This is a genomic window from Selenomonas sp. AE3005 (genome assembly GCF_000686945.1).
In the GTDB taxonomy this organism is placed as follows: Bacteria; Bacillota; Negativicutes; order Selenomonadales; family Selenomonadaceae; genus Selenomonas_A.
Map to the genome: position 1 here is coordinate 257938 of NZ_JMME01000002.1, position 18893 is coordinate 276830.

Annotated in this window: 17 protein-coding genes and 2 pseudogenes; 16 read left to right on the forward strand and 3 right to left on the reverse strand. The window is 48.0% G+C overall.

Translation table 11 applies throughout. From position 1 onward, the window contains the following. Positions 1 to 116 precede the first annotated feature (116 nt). The 5 genes and pseudogenes from DL94_RS0103605 to DL94_RS0103625 all read left to right on the forward strand — a co-directional run bounded on the left by DL94_RS0103605 (position 117) and on the right by DL94_RS0103625 (position 4423). A complete protein-coding gene (locus DL94_RS0103605; RefSeq protein WP_028128972.1) occupies positions 117 to 1283 on the forward strand; it encodes an MFS transporter in 1167 nt (388 codons plus the stop codon). A 39-nt stretch (positions 1284 to 1322) separates the two neighbouring features. Further along, a complete protein-coding gene (locus DL94_RS16520; protein ID WP_255326875.1) occupies positions 1323 to 1451 on the forward strand; it encodes a hypothetical protein in 129 nt (42 codons plus the stop codon). Positions 1452 to 1632: 181 nt separating this feature from the next. Continuing rightward, positions 1633 to 2229, forward strand: a pseudogene (locus DL94_RS14130) (aldo/keto reductase). A gap of 112 nt (positions 2230 to 2341) precedes the next feature. Then, entirely contained in the window at positions 2342 to 3172 is an 831-nt protein-coding gene (locus tag DL94_RS0103620; RefSeq protein ID WP_369793696.1) for a carboxymuconolactone decarboxylase family protein, read from the forward strand. A gap of 126 nt (positions 3173 to 3298) precedes the next feature. Further along, positions 3299 to 4423 carry an MBL fold metallo-hydrolase gene (locus tag DL94_RS0103625; protein ID WP_028128974.1) on the forward strand — a complete coding sequence of 375 codons (1125 nt, stop codon included), beginning with the start codon at positions 3299 to 3301 and terminating at the stop codon, positions 4421 to 4423. Here DL94_RS0103625 and DL94_RS14135 read toward each other — a convergent pair. Further along, positions 4395 to 4901 (reverse strand): methylated-DNA--[protein]-cysteine S-methyltransferase, encoded by a 507-nt coding sequence (locus DL94_RS14135; protein ID WP_051586283.1) that lies wholly within the window; start codon positions 4899 to 4901, stop codon positions 4395 to 4397. The two genes, DL94_RS0103625 and DL94_RS14135, sit on opposite strands and share 29 nt — an antisense overlap. A 110-nt stretch (positions 4902 to 5011) precedes the next feature. On the opposite strand from DL94_RS14135, the gene DL94_RS14140 reads away from it, so the two are divergent. From DL94_RS14140 to DL94_RS14150, 11 genes and pseudogenes are all read left to right on the forward strand, one after another. Beyond that, on the forward strand, positions 5012 to 6934 hold the full coding sequence (locus tag DL94_RS14140; RefSeq protein WP_051586284.1) for a CocE/NonD family hydrolase: 1923 nt from the start codon (positions 5012 to 5014) through the stop codon (positions 6932 to 6934). Positions 6935 to 7246: 312 nt separating this feature from the next. Then, positions 7247 to 7651, forward strand: coding sequence for a C-GCAxxG-C-C family protein (locus DL94_RS0103645; RefSeq protein ID WP_028128975.1), 405 nt, complete (start codon positions 7247 to 7249; stop codon positions 7649 to 7651). Positions 7652 to 8438: 787 nt separating this feature from the next. Continuing rightward, positions 8439 to 9122 (forward strand): response regulator transcription factor, encoded by a 684-nt coding sequence (locus DL94_RS0103650; RefSeq protein ID WP_028128976.1) that lies wholly within the window; start codon positions 8439 to 8441, stop codon positions 9120 to 9122. Next, the gene (locus DL94_RS14145; protein ID WP_037371235.1) at positions 9119 to 10192 is read left to right on the forward strand and encodes a HAMP domain-containing sensor histidine kinase; all 1074 of its coding nucleotides are present in this window, start codon (positions 9119 to 9121) and stop codon (positions 10190 to 10192) included. Before DL94_RS0103650 ends, DL94_RS14145 begins: the two co-directional genes overlap by 4 nt. A 108-nt stretch (positions 10193 to 10300) precedes the next feature. Beyond that, positions 10301 to 10846, forward strand: coding sequence for a glutathione peroxidase (locus DL94_RS0103660; RefSeq protein ID WP_028128977.1), 546 nt, complete (start codon positions 10301 to 10303; stop codon positions 10844 to 10846). A gap of 48 nt (positions 10847 to 10894) precedes the next feature. Further along, a complete protein-coding gene (locus tag DL94_RS0103665) occupies positions 10895 to 11440 on the forward strand; it encodes a ferritin family protein (protein WP_028128978.1) in 546 nt (181 codons plus the stop codon). 422 nt (positions 11441 to 11862) lie between these two features. Beyond that, complete coding sequence (locus DL94_RS0103670; RefSeq protein WP_028128979.1) at positions 11863 to 12828, forward strand: type I phosphomannose isomerase catalytic subunit; 966 nt, start codon at positions 11863 to 11865, stop codon at positions 12826 to 12828. A 97-nt stretch (positions 12829 to 12925) separates the two neighbouring features. Further along, positions 12926 to 13084 (forward strand): annotated as a pseudogene (locus tag DL94_RS16575) (helix-turn-helix domain-containing protein); the annotation flags it as partial. A gap of 207 nt (positions 13085 to 13291) precedes the next feature. Beyond that, positions 13292 to 13624, forward strand: a complete 333-nt coding sequence (locus DL94_RS16435; RefSeq protein WP_231464511.1) for a helix-turn-helix domain-containing protein — start codon at positions 13292 to 13294, stop codon at positions 13622 to 13624. 5 nt (positions 13625 to 13629) lie between these two features. Then, the gene (locus DL94_RS16285; protein ID WP_255326878.1) at positions 13630 to 14511 is read left to right on the forward strand and encodes an IS3 family transposase; all 882 of its coding nucleotides are present in this window, start codon (positions 13630 to 13632) and stop codon (positions 14509 to 14511) included. A gap of 274 nt (positions 14512 to 14785) precedes the next feature. Next, entirely contained in the window at positions 14786 to 15952 is a 1167-nt protein-coding gene (locus DL94_RS14150; RefSeq protein ID WP_051586285.1) for an alanyl-tRNA editing protein, read from the forward strand. A 56-nt stretch (positions 15953 to 16008) separates the two neighbouring features. On the opposite strand, the gene DL94_RS0103690 is transcribed toward DL94_RS14150, so the two are convergent. Both DL94_RS0103690 and DL94_RS0103695 read right to left on the reverse strand, forming a co-directional pair. Next, positions 16009 to 17346 (reverse strand): alginate O-acetyltransferase AlgX-related protein, encoded by a 1338-nt coding sequence (locus DL94_RS0103690; protein ID WP_028128981.1) that lies wholly within the window; start codon positions 17344 to 17346, stop codon positions 16009 to 16011. 9 nt (positions 17347 to 17355) lie between these two features. Further along, on the reverse strand, positions 17356 to 18750 hold the full coding sequence (locus DL94_RS0103695) for an MBOAT family O-acyltransferase (RefSeq protein ID WP_028128982.1): 1395 nt from the start codon (positions 18748 to 18750) through the stop codon (positions 17356 to 17358). Between the last annotated feature and the right edge of the window lie 143 nt (positions 18751 to 18893).

The window sequence follows — 18893 nt, forward strand, 5'->3', positions numbered from 1 at the left end:
GTTGATATTGTCATATTTTTATGAATAAGCTATGTTTCGTTCCGTAGCACTTGTGTTCTGTTTAAGTAACTTCTATAATAGAAGAACTTATTGAGCATGATGAAAGGATTTACGGAATGGAACATACAATACAAGCAGAAGAATTTAATCCGGCGGATAAATGGACGCAGTATGCCACCAGTGCTATATTTTTTGTCGGCGGCTTTGGTGCGGCCTCCTGGGCACCGCTTGTGCCATTGCTGCGTGAGCGGCTGGCTGTTGGTGAAGATGTTTTGGGGCTGCTCCTGTTATGTATCGGTGTGGGCTCTCTGCTAACCATGCCCTTGTCGGGAGCATCGGCTGTGCGTCTAGGGTGCCGCCGTGTGCTGACTTTTGCCAGTATTTCCTTTGCTTTGCTGTTGTTTTTGCTCAGCCAGGTGGGAGAAATACTGCTGGCTATACCCGTGTTATTGCTTTTTGGCGCGATTATGGGCTGTATTGATGTAGTGGCCAATGTACAGGCGGTCATTGTGGAAAAAGCCTCTGGCAGGCGGTTGATGTCCGGCATGCATGCGCTGTGGAGTGTGGGCGGCTTTGTCGGCGCTGGCCTTTTTGGTGTCTGGGTAGGAATGCTGGGGCTGACGCCTGTGGTATCTACGTTAATTGCCGCAATGATTATGACCATGGTTACCGTATTTTTTGCCCGCTTTTTACTGCCCTTTGGCGGTGATGCCGGGGGGGAAATGTTGGCTATGCCCAAGGGAATTGTGGCTTTTGTCGGCATTATCGCCTGTATTGCCTTCCTGGTGGAGGGGGCCATTATGGACTGGAGTGGCGTGTTTTTAACTGTGGTGCGTGGATTTGACATGTCAATGGCCGGTACAGGTTTTACAGTTTTCTCGGCAGCTATGCTGGTTATGCGTCTGATGGGGGACAAGCTGGTACAGAAACTCGGACAGAAAATAATTGTTTTAGGCGGCAGTATGCTGGCCTTTATGGGATTTCTGGCGGTGATTTTTACGCCAGTGACCTGGCTGTTATATGTTGGGTTCTTTGCTATTGGTGTGGGAAGTGCTAATATTGTGCCGGTATTTTTCTCACTGTTGGGCAGGCAGCAGGATATGCCCATTGGCCTGGCGGTGCCGGCAGTAAGCACTTTAGGATATTTAGGAATCCTGATGGGGCCGGCGGCAATCGGTGCCCTGGCTCATGCCACCAGTCTGTATGCTGCCTTTGGCCTGCTGGCGGGGCTTGTGGCTTTGCAGCTGGTTATTGCCCGTCATGTATATAAAAAAGTTTTATAACAATGACGCTGCAAACATCATATACAAGGAGAAAATATTTTGCGTAATTTACTAATCGGTTCGCTGCTATTGTCGCTGGCCGGCAGTATTTGGGGCGCCATGTTTATTGCTGTCCGCCTGACCGTAGGTGTGATTACACCAGTGGCTTTGGTGTGCTGCTGGCTATGAAAGGCGGCAATACAACTGCTGCAGAAAAATTGGCCAAAAGCCGCAGGTAATAAAAATCCACTGACTATGTTGTCAGTGGATTTTTTATTGACATGGTGTCATTTTTAGGAGGCGGCAGGTTATGGATTATACAAAGCTGGGTAATTCTGATTTGCAGGTATCGCGTATTTGTCTGGGCTGTATGGGCTTTGGCAACGCCACAACGGGACAGCATAGCTGGACGGTTGATGAGTCTGCAACCCGGGATATTATTAAACATGCTTTGCAGGCTGGGATAAATTTCTTCGATACGGCGATTGCTTATCAGAATGGTACCAGTGAATAGTATCTGGGCCGGGCACTTAAGGATTATGCCAAACGCGATAATGTGGTGGTCGCTACAAAATTCCTGCCGCGCAGCCAGCAGAAAATCGCAGCTGGTGTGACCGGTCAGGAACATATTGCCAGACAGCTGGATTTAAGTCTGCAGCACCTGGGCATGGACTATGTGGATTTATATATCTATCATATGTGGGACTATCAGACGCCTGTTTACGATATTTTAGACGGCTTAAACAAGCAGGTAAAGGCAGGAAAAGTCCGTTATATCGGTATTGCCAACTGCTATGCCTGCCAGCTGGCCAAGGCTGCGGAACTTAAATTATCGGCTGAAGATATAGCTTATTTGGAAGAACTTTATGTTCCGCATAAACTCGTAGGGGTAATGGCGCAGAATACACAGGACGGCAATAAAAAAGAGCAGGTATGGATGAAAAATGCACCGCAGGGCATGCAGTAAAATTCTGCTTGACTTGAAGTAAACTCCAAGTGCTAGTATGAGTGTAAAGGATAAAGGAGGTACTATGAAAAATAACAAGATAATCGCTGCAGTACTGGCAGCAGGAATGATGATGACGAATTTTGCATATACGGAGGCAGCTATGACACAGACGAAAAAAGCAGTAAAGGTGACGCAGACCGCCGGCCGGCAGCTGTTAGGGGAATTTGCCCCGGACTTTGCCCGCTACAATGATGATATTCTCTTTGGTGAGGTTTGGTCGAAGAATGACATTTTATCTCTGCATGACCGCAGTATTGTGACCGTTTCGGCCTTGGTCGCCAGCGGCATGGTGGACAGCTCGTTGAAATACCATCTGCAGTCAGCCAAGAAAAATGGTGTGACTAAGGAAGAAATGGCGGAAGTCATCACGCAGCTTGGTTTCTATGCCGGCTGGCCTAAGGCCTGGGCGGCTTTTAACCTGGCGAAAGAGGTTTATAATGAGCCGTCCGCGAATAATAAAGCTGACAAAGGAAGTAATAATATGGATTTAGCAACTATCAAAGAAACCAGTATGTTCCCGGTGGGCGGCGAAAATGTCAACTATGCCCAGTATTTTGACGGCAAAAGCTACCTCAATATGATTTCCACGGAACAGGTGGTTATTGGCAATGTAACCTTTGAACCTGGCTGCCGTAATCACTGGCATATCCATCATGCGGCTAAAGGCGGCGGACAGATGCTTTTAGTGACGGCTGGCCGTGGCTGGTATCAGGAATGGGGCAAGCCGGCACAGGAATTAAAGACCGGCGATGTCGTGCATATTCCGGCTAATGTCAAACATTGGCATGGTGCGGCCAAGGATTCTGCTTTCCAGCATATCGCCATCGAAGTGCCGGGCGAAAACACTTCCAATGAATGGTGTGAGCCGGTAGCGGAAAATGAATATAACAAACTGCCGTAAGAGGTAAACAAAAAGAGCTTGCATGATTGCAAGCTCTTTTGGCTTTAAGGGGATTTTTCTTGACTTGAAGTATGCTCCAAGTGTTAGAATTAAAAGCAACATAGAAATTATTGGCAGGAGAATATAATGAACAGAAGAACTTTTATCATGGGAGGTTTGGGAACCTTGGGCTTATTAACTGGCGGCGGTGTGCTGTTTACCCAGCGTCCGGAATTTGGCCGGCTGCCGCAGGGAGAACGCCTGGCACGGCTGGAGGCATCACCTCATTATGTGAATGGCAGGTTTCAAAATCTTGTCCCCGTACAGGTTATGAATGAACAAAATGGCGAAAACCGTTTTGTGGCTATGGCGAAATTCCTGTTTGGGGATAAGTCGCATTTATCTCCAAAGCAGGTGATGTTGTCCAAGAAAACGGATTTGCGCAGTTTGAATCAGCATGATGATGTGGTGGTCTGGCTCGGGCATTCCAGTTTCTTTATGCAGCTGGGTGGCTATCGCATTTTAATTGACCCCGTGTTCAGCCCCTATGCCTCGCCGCTGTTTTTTATCAACAAGGCTTTTCCGGGCAGCAATGTATATACTGCAGAGGATATGCCAGCGATTGATGTATTGGCTATCTCCCATGACCATTGGGACCATCTGGACTATCCTACGATAATGGCGTTAAAGCCAAAGGTGAAAAATATTGTCTGTCCTTTAGGTGTGGGGGAATATTTGGAAGGCTGGGGCTTTGCGAAAGAATTGCTGCACGAAGAAGATTGGGACACGGAAATTAAATTGGCGGCTGATTTGTCTGTGCATATCCTGCCGTCACAGCATTTTTCCGGACGTTTTTTAACTGCCAATCCCACGCTTTGGTGTGGCTTTGCCTTTGTGACACCGCAGCGCAAGGTCTATTATACCGGTGATGGCGGCTATGGTGAGCATTTTAAGGCCATTGGGAAGAAATTTGGTGGTTTTGACCTGATGCTTGGGGAAAATGGCCAGTACAACATGGCCTGGCATGCTATACACATGCTGCCGGAAGAAACCGCGCAGGCCGCGGTTGACGTGGGGGCCAGGCAGTTATTGCCGGCGCATGGCGGTAAGTTTGCCCTGTCCCGTCATCCGTGGCAGGAACCTTATCGGGAACTTAGTAAGGCCAGCCAGGGCAAGGGCTATCAGCTGTTAACGCCGGAGATTGGTGAACTGGCCTATATTGACGGTCAAAAAAATGATTCATTTACCCCGTGGTGGGAAAACATGGAATAGGTTTGGAGGAGAACGTAGGAATGGCAAGGCCCTGCTCTAGTTTTAGCAGGGCTTTTTTCATTTCGAGTCCCAGGGCATAACCGGTCAATGTGCCATTGCTGCCGATAACGCGGTGGCAGGGAATGATGATGGGCAGCGGATTAGCCCCTACCGCCCGGCCTGTTGCCTGAAAAGCACGGGGCTTTTCGATAGCCTCGGCGATGTCCTTATAGGCAGCAGTTTTACCGTAAGGGATTTTGGCGATTTGGGCCCAGACTTGCTTTTGAAAAGTTGTGCCGATAAGTTCATACGGCAGGGAAAACTCTGTGCGCCTGCCGGCAAAGTATGCTTGCAACTGGGCAAAAACTTCTTCGCTAAGAGACGTCGGCTGATTGCGCACGTCCTGCTTAGGCACAAGGGTGATGAGGATAACTTTTCCGCCAGCAGTGCCAGTTTTGAGCAGGCCGAAAGGACTATTATAAAAGGCATATGTGACCATAATAAGCTCCTTATGCTAAAAAGAATAGTAAATTTAACAAATCAATATAAAAGTATTATAATATATCAAGGGAAAAAGATAAATAATTCTAATTATAGGGAGGCTATCAAATGAAGGGGTCTATGCGAAAAATGCTTTGCCTGGGACTGACAGCACTATCGATGGGGGTGCTGGTGCCGGGGACAGTGGCAGCGGAGAAGGCGTCTATCAGCTTGCCGCAGAAGATGGCGAATGGTGAAACGATTGAGGTATATTATCGTAAAGGCTTGCCTGTTTCGGCAGCGCGTGCCCGTGCTGCGGCATTAAAACAGGAAAAGATGGTGCTTAAAGCTGGTTCAATCCGCCGTGAAGGTTCCAAGCCGCTAACCTGTGATATTTTGTTTGAAAAGGACGTACCGGTCACCTTGCGTGATGGTACGGTTATCTATACGGATATTTTCCGGCCGGTAGACGAGGCCAAGCACCCGGCCATTATGGCGTGGAGCCCTTATGGCAAGGAAATCGGCGGCCAGTGGCTCGACGATGTGCCGGGACGGGCTGGGGTGCCGCAGCTGGCAACTTCCGGGCTGGAAAAATTTGAGGCTCCTGACCCAGCTTACTGGGTGGCGCAGGGATATGTCATCATCAATCCCGACAGCCGCGGTGCCTATCATTCGGAGGGCAACTTAAACTACTGGGGCAGTCAGAATTCTAAAGATGGCTATGATACGATTGAATGGGCGGCTAAGCAGCCCTGGTCAAATGGCAAAATCGGCATGTCTGGCAATTCCTGGCTGACAGTTTCGCAGTGGTTTATTGCCGGCGAACAGCCGCCGCATTTAGCAGCGATTGCCCCCTGGGAAGGTTTTGTTGACCATTTCCGTGAAACGGCCAATCGTGGGGGAATTCCGAATCCCGTATTCCCGGAGGGGATATTTGAAACTTTTGCCAGCAAGAATTACATTGAGGACCAGCCGCGTATGGTGGTGACGCATACGCTTTTGGATGCCTACTGGCAGGACAAGATTGCCAAACTGCAGAATATCCACATACCGGCTTATGTCGTGGCCAGCTTTACCAATCCGGTGCATACGCACGGCACCTTTGCTGGTTTCCGTCAGATTCCCAGCAAGGATAAATGGCTGCGCGTCCACAACACCAATGAATGGGCAGATTACTACCAGCCGGAACATGTGGAGGACTTGCGCAAGTTCTTTGACCATTACTTAAAAGGCGTGGACAATGACTGGGAAAAGACGCCGCGCGTGCGCCTGTCGGTGCTTGACCCCGGGCATAAAGACGTAGTGGACAGAGTCGAGCAGGAATTTCCACTGGCCAGAACGCAGTACAAAAAGCTGTATTTGACAAGTCAAAAAACGCTGGCCGGGGATAAAGAAACGCAGGAACAGACTATCAGTTACGATACGCAGGCCGAACGGCCGGCGGCCAACTTTGTGCTGACTTTTGACCAGGATACGGAACTGACCGGCTATATGAACCTGCATACGTATGTTGAGGCAGACGGCGCTGATGATATGGAACTGCAGGTGACAGTGCAAAAACTCGATAAAGATGGCAAGGCTATCGTTGACAAGATGACGCACATGCCCATTGTTGCCGAAGGGTACCTGCGCGTGTCTCAGCGGGCTTTGGATAAGGAAAAATCCACGCCTGCCGAGCCGGTTTTAAAACATACCCATGAGGATTTACTGAAAAAAGGCGAGATTGTGCCTGTGGATATTGGTATCTGGCCCATGGGCATGAAATACCATGCCGGTGAAAAGCTGCAGTTGACCATAGCGGCTTACCAGCCGCCCAAGGCCGACAGCGTGCCGCCTTTTGGCATAGCAAAGATTGCCGTCCCCGCCGAGGGATATACCTTTATGCCGGGCGAGAAACCGGCCATGAAAACTTTAGGCGGCAACCATACAGAAGTCCCTCACCCGGAACTGGCTGTCAAAGCACCGGCTGCCCGCAACAAGGGAAAACACATTATCCATGTTGGCGGCAAATATGAAAGTTATCTTCTGGTGCCAGTGGTTCCGGAAAAATAAATGAGCGAAAAAGATTGTTCGCTAAAAAAGGCTTGGCACAAAGTGTCAGGACTTTTTTAGCGTTAAGGTATACTGCGTTCAGTCTTTACTACGCTACGGCTTGCCGCTTGCTGGTGATGACCTAAGTAAAAAGCGTAAAAGTCTGGTGGGAATTACGGCACTAGGGTATGTGTGCAGTTTTGGCGGCTTTACGATATTGGTTTCCTATATGCAAAGGAAAATCTGCCTATGGATGGTTCGCCGCTGAAAAAAGAGGAAAAAAATAATAAATAGCAAAGTAGTAACTGTGATTATATTTTGGAGGTAAGAAAGATGGACGTAGTAAGTGCAAGAGCTGAAAAAGCTGTGGAGTACAAACATAACCGTTGTAATTGTGCACAGGCTGTGCTGATGGCCTATGAAAAGGAACTGGGCAGGCCCACAGAGGATATCTTGGCGATGGGTTCCGGCTTTGGTTCTGGCATGGGCGGCATGGAAGGAACTTGCGGCGCGTTATGTGGGGCGGTAATGGCATTAGGCCTGCTCAATAAATCCGATACGCCTAGCAAGATGATTGCGAAAGATATGCTGCAGGAATTCAAGGAAATGTCCGGCGGGGGGACAATCTGCCGGGAGTTAAAGGGCATAGACACCGGGAAAATGCTCTGCGACTGTGACGACTGTGTGCGTCACGGTGTGCTGGTGTTGGAAAAGAAATTGGCAGTCATTAATGGCTGAGCCAGGTGAAATATTCTCTTATAGTAAAAGTCCGCTGACGAAATTCAGCGGACTTTTATTATAAATTGCAGTTTGACAGTTAATTAGTTCTTAAAAGTATCCCGTTCATACGTGCATGGGGTTCACGGGGGAGTAATTTTTCTGCCTCCGCTGAACGACACACCTCGGAAAATAGCACTGTCCAGTTACCTGCGCCGGGCAGGCCAACGGCGCTCCTTTCAGCGTAGTTGCTTAGCGATTGACTACAGTGTGCCGGCCTTCGCTGCGCTCAGGCAGTCGCTCCCTGCATAAAAATCACTCCCCCGTTCGCCCCTAGCCACGGCCTTTACAATTGCCACGAACTCGTTGCTCCCGTTACAAGAACATCGATGTTCTTGTTCCCTGTCACTGCGAAATAATTCTTTTAAACGGACGACGCTTAGGGCGGAGGTGGTGATGCTTTTCGCAGCGGAACGACTGTCCGAACAAAGTGAGGACTGGCCCACAAACTATAGTCGCTGGACACCTTGATGAATAATCGCGCCGCTGGCCTGCCCGGCGCAAGGCTGCTAAAAAGCCCAGTCGTTTGCTGGTGGGACATTTAGTGTAGCAGCGAAAAGTATTACCACCTCCACCTCGATGAGCTGTAACAAATAAAAATAAGCAGGCACTAACTGTCAAACTGCAATTTATCTTTATGGCGTAAACAGGATTTTATATTGGCAGGGCGAAATAAAGTCATATACAAGTCACATAGGGATAATAAAATTTACATAAGATGCGATTTTCTATGTAAAGGGGGCAGCCTATGTTTTCAATATTAGTAGCGGAGGATGACAGAAATCTCAACCGCATGATTTGTGCAAAGCTGAAACAGGAACAGTATAATGTTTTTCCGGCCTTTGATGGGCAGGAGGCGCTTGACATTATGGAGCGGGAGCATATTGACCTCGTTATCAGCGATGTGATGATGCCCCGTATGGACGGACTGGAACTGACGAGTGCCCTGCGGGGGGCGAAGATGGATTTGCCAATTTTGATAATCACGGCTAAAGGCCAGATGGAGGACATGGAAAAAGGATTCCGCGCCGGGACGGATGATTATATGGTAAAGCCTATCCAGCTGCGGGAACTTATGCTGCGTGTGGGGGCACTCTTGCGTCGGGCGCAGCTGCTGAGTGAAAAACGGTTAACGATTCGCAGTACGGTGCTTGATTATGCATCTTTGACGGTGCAGACCGGCGATAATACGGACACTCTGCCGCCTAAGGAATTCTATCTGTTATTCAAGCTGCTCAATCAGCCGGGCAAGATTTTTACCCGGCAGGAACTGTTAGATGAGATTTGGGGCGTAGATAAGGATACGGACAGCCGCAATGTCGATGCCCATATCAAAAAACTGCGTCATCGCTTTGCCGATAATCCCGACTTTGCCATTGAAACAGTGCGGGGCTTGGGGTATAAGGCCGTGTTTAAGGAAGAAACAACATGAAGAAACAGTTTATTTTGCCGTTGCGGCTTTATCATAGCCTGACCACCTTGCTCACCCTGGCCTTGTGCTGTGGCGTGTCCAGCCTGTTGGTCTATCTGTTGGACAGCCTGACGGGGCTGCAATTGGAACTGCCGGTGGCACTCATTATCTGCAGTTTGCTAACGATTGTTTCCGGGGCGTTGCTGCTGGCCTGGGAGGCCGGTTTTTACATTCGTCCGGCGCAGTCAGTGGTAGAGGCCACCGGGCGTATCGCCAAGGGGGATTTTGCTGTGCGTGTGCCACCACCAGAAGATTTTGTAAGTACGGCAGAGGGTGTGCAGCTTATAGATAATTTCAACCGCATGGCCAAGGAACTGCAAAGTATTGACCATATGCAAAAAGGTTTTACGGGCAGTGTATCGCATGAATTCAAGACGCCGCTTTCTTCCATTGTCGGCTTTTCGGAAATCTTGTTGGAGGGCGGTCTGACCGAGGAAGAACGACGGGAATATACAGGGCTGGTGCATGAGGAGGCTCTGCGGCTTTCGCGATTGGCGGAAAATCTTTTGCGTTTATCGCGGCTCGATGCCCAGGCTATTGTCATGCGTCATGAAGATATTGCCGTAGACGAGCAAATACGGCAGTGTGTGATTTTGCTGGCTGAGCGATGGGAGGTCAAAGATATTTCTTTTGCCATTGATTTGCCGCCCCTGCAGATTGAAAGCGACCCGGATTTGACTAAGCAGGTGTGGCTGAATCTGATTGACAATGCAGTGAAGTATTCAGGAGAGGGCAGCACCATACATATATCAGGAGAACTGGCATCAAATTCCATCTGCGTGTGCATTCGTGACGAAGGTATGGGAATTCCTGCAGATAAACAGGCGCATATCTTTGAACGCTTTTATCAGTGTGATGAATCCCATCAGGAAAAAGGCCATGGACTGGGGCTGTCCATTGTTAAACGTATTTTGGAACTCCTGGGCGGTCAGATTGACTGTCAAAGTCAGCCGGGCAAGGGAACGGAAATGACAGTTGCCCTGCCGCTTGACAGTGGCAAGTCCTGTGTGCTCGCCATATCGTCAAAATAGATTTTTTACAAAAAGGTTGTAAAAAATCGAATAAAAGTCACATAGAGGTCACAATTGGTCATTATAATCAAAAGCGTGTTAGAGATTGAGATCAGAGAGGAGATAAGGATGACAGTTTATGATTTTACAGCCAGAACGAATGGCGGTGTGGAAAAATCTTTAAAGGATTATGCAGGCAAGGTACTGATTATTGTCAATACCGCCAGCAAGTGCGGATTCACTCCGCAGTATAAGGAACTGCAGGAGCTCTATGATAAGTATCAGGACAAGGGGCTGGAAATCCTGGGTTTCCCCTGCAATCAGTTTGGTGCACAGGAACCGGGCAGCAATAGCGAAGTACAGCAGTTCTGCCGCCGCAACTATGGCGTAAGCTTCCAGATTTTTGAGAAGGGTGATGTGCGCGGTGAAACCGCCCAGCCGCTTTTTAAGTATTTAACGGCTGAAAAAGGTTTCAAGGGCTTTGATAAAGAGCATGAATTTGCTGCGGTACTCATGGATGCGCTCAAAAAGAACTATCCGGAGTATCTGGAAGACGATGGCATCAAGTGGAACTTCACCAAATTCCTCATCGATAGAGATGGTAATGTGGTAGAGCGTTTTGAACCGACCACCAGTCCGTCTGCGATGATGGCAGCAATCGAAAAGCTGTTATAAATGTGTATTATATTTAATGTGTATTAGGTTTGTAAAGGAGAGATTTTCATGAGCTTACATGGTATAACGAAGGGAACCTCGCTGGAGAAAATGGCAGAAATGATGGCCCTGGGTGAGGCCAAGGGGACGATGATGTATTATACGCTGGCGCGCCTTGCCAAAGAGCAGGGGCTTGATGATGTGGCCGAACAATTTATCGAGGCGGCTAATCAAGAGGCTGTTCATGCCGGTTTCTATGCGACGGTAAACGGCATGCTGCCCAAGGATTTCTGGCAGCTCGTGCGTGGCCTGATGAGCGCAGAAACCAGCGGGGAAAAGAAAGTTAAGGCCATGGCGGATAAATTCCGCGAGGCCGGCCTTGCTGAGGCTGCTGACGAAATGGAAGTTTTTGCCAAGCAGGAAGGCCACCATGGCGTTGTTCTGGCGAAAATTCTGGAAAAACATTGCCCAGGCCTGTTGGAGGCTGCCGGCAAGAAAATCTATGTCTGCTCGGTCTGCGGCTATGAGCATGTCGGTGATTTGGACGCTGAACCGGATGATTTTGCCTGCCCGCTATGTGGCCAGCCGAAGAAAGTATTTAAGCTGAAAGATTGAGGAAAGAAGGTAGTTGACCTCAAGAATATGCCATCGGCAAGCCCGAAGACCACAAAGGCTGCCTGTGCAACAAGGCCATTGATGAAAACAAGTCCGTGCATGTGGCTTATGAAGGCCCACAGGCCAAAGCTGCCTATCGTGAAGAGATGTTCCCCCGGCAATGTGCTGCGGCTTATGACTTGGGCAAGTGTTTACTAAAGGAATAAAATAGAACTGAACATTGTATATGAAAACCAGGTTCTGCATTTTGGGGTGCATAACCTAGTTTTGTGTGTTTAGAACCCTGGAAAGGTAAGGTGTTCATTTCACAAAAATATTCGAATACAAGATAATTTCTTATAAACAGCGAATGCGCTCTTGTTTGTACTTTTAAGTAATTCGCTATATAATATACGTATATATGAGCAAGGAGTGATGCATTCATGTTAAAACCTATGCTTTTAAAAGCACCGTTGAAGGATTATCTTTGGGGCGGCAATCGTTTGAAGAATGAATATGGCAAGACTTCAGATTTGGATATAGTTGCGGAAAGCTGGGAACTTTCCTGTCATGAGGCTGGCCTGAGTCTGGTTGACAGTGGTGAGTATAAAGGTGAAACTTTGTCAAAACTTTTGACCGGGGCTGGCAGAGCCATGCTGGGCAGCAAGGCTAAAGATATGGCATATTTCCCACTGCTGATTAAATTTATTGACGCCAAAGGAGAATTATCTGTACAGGTTCACCCTGATGATGAATATGCTTTGCGGGAAGAAGGCGAGCAGGGCAAAACAGAGATGTGGTATGTGGTGGACGCAGAACCTGGTGCCAGTCTTATTTATGGTTTTCAGCAGAAAATCAGTAAAGAAGAATTCAAGCAGCGCATAGAGGATAACACATTGCTGGATGTTTGTAATAAGGTGCCTGTACATAAAGGTGATGTGTTCTTTATCAAAGCAGGGACGTTACATGCTATTGGCAGTGGTATTCTGATTTATGAAGTACAGCAAAGTTCCAATCTTACTTACCGCGTCTATGACTATGGACGTGTGGGCAAAGATGGCAAGCCGCGTCAGCTCCATATTGATAAAGCTTTGGCCGTGACGGAACTGGAAGTGCCGCAAGCCACGTCTGATAAAATGGTTGACATTGACTTGTTCCCCAATATGGATGTTAAATTATTGGCGGAGTGCAAGTATTTTAAGGTATATCATGGCAGCTTGCATGGCGATAGCACTATGCATGCCGGCGAAGATTCATTTCAGTGCCTGACGGTGCTGGACGGGGCTTTAAAGCTCACTGGTAATGATGAATGTCTTACTGTTGATAAGGGACGGACGGTTTTTGTACCGGCCGGGCTGGGGAATTACCAGTTGCAGGGACAGGCAGAGTTTATTTTGAGTAAATTATAATTTAGGAGAAATATCATAATAGGCGGTTTGCAGACTGATATGCTCCCCTTATGAGAGACAGTAAAAAATATAACTGTCATCATAGGGGGAGTTTTCTATGCCCAAACACCAGAAAATAGCAATAGAAGAAAAAATAGAATATGTAAGAGCTTATCTGCGCGGAGAAATTACTCAAGGTGATATTAGCAAAGCTACAGGAGTAAGATTATCCTCAGTACAAATGTGGATTAAGCGCTACGAGGCAGAAGGTGTTGACGGATTTTATACGGACAACGGTAACAGAGTTTATTCACCAGAAACCAAGACAATGGCCGTTCTAGAATACTTAAACGGTAAGGCTGGTCAGCTGGATATTTGTCGGAAGTACAAAATTCGTTCCAGATGCCAGCTTCAGACCTGGATTAAGGTGTATAATGCTCATGGAGACCTTAGCTCCATGAAATATTCAGGAGGCGGAAGCTACATGAGCAAAGCACGCAGCACCACACAGGAAGAACGTCTGCAAATCGTCCAGGAATGCCTGGCTTCAGATAAGAACTACGGTGAAATGGCCAAGAAACACAAGGTCAGCTATCAACAAGTACGGACATGGACTTTGCGTTACATAGAACTCGGCGAATCCGGGCTTGAGGACCGCCGTGGCAAGCGTAAGAAAGACCAGACGCCACGCACTGAGCTGGAAAAGGCCCAGATTGAAATCCAGAAATTGAAACATCAGCTGTATATGGCTGAGATGGAGCGTGACCTCTTAAAAAAATTGAACGAACTGGAGAGGGGGGAATTCTTGGACAAGTAAGACGTATTCGCTCCTACAAGACTATACGGGACTGCCACCAGGAAAAAGATTATCCCATTGACGAACTGTGTAGATTGCTGAATGTATCGAGGTCAGCCTATTACAAATGGGCTTCTGGAAAAACTGTCGACAGGATTCAGGAAAACATAGCCATTGCTGAACTTTTGGAAAAAATCCACAATGAACGCCCGGACAAGGGCTATCGCCGCATAAATGATGACCTAAGACACGACCACGGCATTCATGTAAATGACAAGCGTATCCTTAGGATATGCCGGAAGAAAAGCATAAAATCCACCATTAAGTACCGCAGCTATGGCTGCACCAGACGGGCGAAAAATCCTCAATACATCGCAGAAAACATCCTCTCCCGCAAATTTCATGCCGATACGCCCAATGAGAAATGGTTGACCGATGTCACAGAATTCAAGTGGTATGAGGGGCCTGTGGTACATAAACTGTACCTGAGTGCCATCCTTGACCTTTACGATAGACGAATCGTATCCTTTGTCATTAGTGAGCGTAACGACAATCCATTGGTATTCAAGACTTTGGACAAGGCGGTAAAAGCCAATCCAGATGCCCATCCGCTGTTCCATAGCGATAGAGGCTTTCAATATACGAACAGGAATTTCCATCACAAATTGGAAAAACAGGGAATGACCCAAAGTATGTCCCGTGTAGCCCACTGCATTGACAACGGGCCTATGGAAGGATTCTGGGGCATCCTAAAGCGAGAGATGTACTACGGCAAACGATTTACCAGCAAACAGAATCTAATAGATTCGATTGAAAACTACATTCAGTATTACAACTACAAGCGTGTGCAACGTAATCTCGGAATCCTAACACCGATAGAGAAACACACCTTGTATTTAGCTGCATAAAAAGACCGGCAGACGAATCTACCGGCCTAAGAAATCTTATAATTTTTTATTGTCCTCTTGACGGGGAGCGGTTCAGACCAGTTGGGGCGGCGAACCGCCTATTATGTTTGCTATGTTATGGAAACAAGAGGTTTTTTTCAAGTAAAAGGCAGTATTTAGCAGGATTAAGACAAGCGGGCAAGAATAATGATATAGCAGACCGCAGAGGGTATTGTTGTCCGTGTGCGGTGCCGGCTTAAAATCAGACCATGCGTAATGGTGAGGTGTGAAAGAAATGACAGAAACAAAAACCATAAGATTATATGATGAACAGGTCATGCTGCGCAGCTGTCAGACGGTAGTTACAGCCTGTGTAGAACTAAAAAATGGTTTTGGGCTGGAGCTGGCGCAGACGGTTTTTTATCCCGAGGGCGGCGGTCAGCTAAGCGATACCGGCAAACTGCTTTTTGACAATAAAACTGTCAAGGTCACGCATGTACGTGAGAAGGACGGGCATATCTTGCATGAAACCGCTGAGCCTGTAGCTGTGGGGACGGAAGTTACGGCGGAAATCGACTGGCAGGTGCGTTTTGACCATATGCAGCAGCATTGCGGTGAACATCTTTTATCTTATGGTTTTTGGAAATTATGTCAGGCCGATAATGTGGGCTTTCATATGTCAGAGGACATGGTGACAATTGACCTGAACCGTGAAGTCAGCGAGGCAGAAGTTATGCAGGTGGAGACGCTGGCCAATCAGCAGATTCAGGAAAACCTGCCGGTAAAAACGGCCTGGATGGATGTTGAGCAGGCGGCCGCTTGTGCCACGCGCAAGTTCAATGACAAACTGACTGGCCTGGTACGAGTTGTCAGCATTGCTGGCAGTGACGCCTGCACCTGCTGCGGCACACACCCGCCCATGACGGGCATGGTTGGACTGGTCAAAATCTTTAGGACAGAGAAACATAAGGCTGGCACGCGTGTTTATTTCCTTTGCGGCAGGCTGGCAATGGAAAAAATTCAAAAATGCTGGCAGGAGCTCAGCGCATCGGTACAGCTGCTGTCCCTTAAGGACGAAGAAATAAAGCTCGGGGTAGAGCGGCTGCAGACGGAAAACAGGGAATTACAGGAAAAACTGTCCTTGGCGGAAGAACGCTGGATAAATGAAATAGCTCCACAGCTTTTGGCGCAGGCGGAGCTTGCAAATGAGGTTAAAGTAATAGAAGTACATTTTGACGATATATCGGCCGAGGCAGCCAGAAAATTAGCACAGCGGCTGGCGGAGAATCCGCAGGCACAGGTTACATTGTTTTATAAATCTAAAAACAGGCTTAACTATATTTTGACACAGGGCACTGATGTACCGGGCAGCTGCCGGGAACGTATAAGTATACTTAATAAAAAGCTGGGCGGAAAAGGCGGCGGCAAAGATAATATGGCACAGGGGAGTAGTGCACTGTAGGTAAAAAATCCCCATATAAAAAATCTGTTGACTAAATGCGTCAACAGATTTTTTTATTAGCGAAAATCATAGCCGTTTTGATGAGACTCACGCTCTATAGGATAGTCTATCTTGACGGTGTGAATAACCAGCACGAAGTCGGGCTTTGTTTTTTGCACATAGCTGCGGATACTGCCTTTGAACCAGCGTGGGTCTAAGATATCCATATGTTTTACGCAGAGTGCAAGGAACGGGGCTACGCTGTTGGTAAAGGAATCTTTCACCACGAGTATCTTTACATTAGCCGCATCCGGGGCGAAATTCTCCATGTGAATGAGGGAACAATCGGCATAGTTATAAGCTGCATAGGGATTGGAACCATAGAAATCTTTACGTTCTACTTCATGCATATCATAGGTGATGGAAAAATCGCCATAGGTGTCGATGTCAAGCCCAGGTATTTCGTAATGCAGGTATGTGGGAAATTGGGGATAAAGCAACATGAAATCGTCCGGCTGCGTCAGAACCGTGGTCAGCTTTTTCCCCTGACTGCCTAAGAAATAGGCAGGGTAAATCTTCTGCTGATAGTTTTCCAGGCGCAGGGGCGTATCTATAAGAGGGACGCCGCCTTCAGTTTGCAGCCACCGGCCAATCTGCAGGGCGGCGTACAGGCCTGTAGTCGGCAGCCAATGATGGTCCGTGCGGAAGAACAGCTGATGGTAGGGCGTATCAGGGAAATCTTCATGCATGCGCGGATACAGGTCAAGCGTCGCTACGCCGCGTTCCTGCAGTCCTTGCACCATATTATCTTTTTTCTGCAGGCAGAAATCCAGCCGACCGATGAGGTGGCCATCGGTCTTTGTGTCCAGGGCTGGTGCGTTGGGGACAAACAGGAATTTGGCGCCCTGCTCCTGACAAAACGCGGCAAAAGAGGCGGTTTCGGCAAGCTGTTCGTGAATGTCAAAGGGCAGGCTCGGATAAAACAGCCAGCCATCTGATAGTACCTGCACGCCTTCGGGAGCTATAGGCCTGATATCCCAGCCTATGAGTTTGTCATAGCGCCGGCCTGTTTCGACAATGCTCGTATATCCCGGCAAAAAAGTTTGACTCCAGCGTGCGAACCGTGACTGCTCCACGCGCAGGTTATTTTCCTGCTGACGCAGCTCTGCCAGCAGATTTTTTTCCGGTTCCGGCTCCTGGAAGGGGTAGAGACTGGCCCAGGCGATATTTTTTTCCCTGGGATGTATAAGCTCGGGCAGACGCCAATTATCCCAAAGAACCAGACGCGTCAGTTCATTGTCCCATTTGCAGCTGTCAATCAGCACCACTACAGTAAACCAGCGCAGAAGTATCATGAAAAATGTAAAAAGCAACAGGCCGGCGCAAAAACGCATAATATAGTCACGCATGCTCATAACTGCACCTCAAAAATTAAAATAGATAAAGGGATTGTAATTCCCAGCTACGGTAGCTATAACGGAAAGCACGAACAAGGCTGCGGCCAGACAGGGCTCAGCAACTGAATGCCAGAGCGGACAATGTTTGGCTGCCCAGGGATATATAGGCAGGGAAAATATAAGCCCCATTAGCCAGACCAGCCAGCCGCTGGCAAGAAAATGAGCAGCCAGTTCATCAAAGAAGGGATTGCCTGGCAGACCCCACATCATGCCCAGATAGGAAAGACTTTGCTCCAGACTGGGAAATTGGAACACAACCCACGCCATGATGACAGCCAGCATGGTGTAAACATGGCCTAATATCCCCAGCCTGTCCGTAAACCCAGTAAACTTTTCCAAAATCAGCAATAGAAAATAAATCAATCCCCACAGCAGAAATGTCCAATTGGCACCGTGCCAGAAACCTGTCAATGACCATACGATAAAGAGATTAAGGGCCAGGCGGCTGCGGCTGCACCGGCTGCCGCCCAGTGGTATGTAGACATAATCACGGAACCAGGAGGATAGGGAGATATGCCAGCGGCGCCAGAATTCGGTTACACTGCGGGAAATGTAAGGGTAGTTGAAATTCTCCCGAAAGTGGAAACCAAACATCTGCCCCAGTCCAATGGCCATATCCGAGTAGCCGGAGAAGTCAAAATATATCTGGAGTGTGTAGGCAACAGCCCCCAGCCAGGCAGCAGCTATGGAAAGGGGCTCCTGGTCTGACATAAATCTGCTTTGCATGGCAATGATAGCCAGATAATTAGCCAGCAGAGTTTTCTTGGCCAGGCCATAGCTGAAACGTATCATGCCATTGGTGAAATCCTGCCGCGTCTCCTGACGGTAGAGAATTTCCCGTTCAATGTCTGCATAACGTACAATGGGGCCGGCGATGAGCTGGGGGAATAAGGAAATGTATAGTCCTACATGCAGAACGTTTTTCTGGGCACTGGCTTTCCCGTAATAAATATCGAACAAGTAGGAAAGCAGCTGGAAGGTAAAGAAGGAAATACCGATGGGCAGTGCCAGATGAATGGCAGAAAAATCTTTCTGCAGTAAAAGCCCCAGCTGGGCTGCGGCAAAGGTCAGGTATTTAAAGACGAACAGCATACCCAAATGAAAAATTGTCCCCAGGGTAAGCCACAGTTTGCGCTCACCAGGCGAATCTGCCTTGGTTATCTTCAGCCCTGCCTGCCAGCCGGCGATGATGGAAATAATCATCAGCCATACAAATAAAGGTTCTCCCCAGGCATAGAAAAAGAGACTGGCTAATAACAGCAGCACATTACGGAACTTTCTGCCACGGCAAAAGGGGTTGTAATATAACATGAGTACCATGGGCAGAAACATGAATAAGAATATATTTGACGAAAAAACCATGACGTCCCTCCTTTGGACATTACGGCGCAAATTCCTCGCGTGATAATATGTTTATTTTTCTACAAAATGGGTAAATTTCCTGCCGCATATTCTGTTGTGCCGGTATAAGGCCGTTGTGGGCAAGGGGACAGAGATGGAAAGGG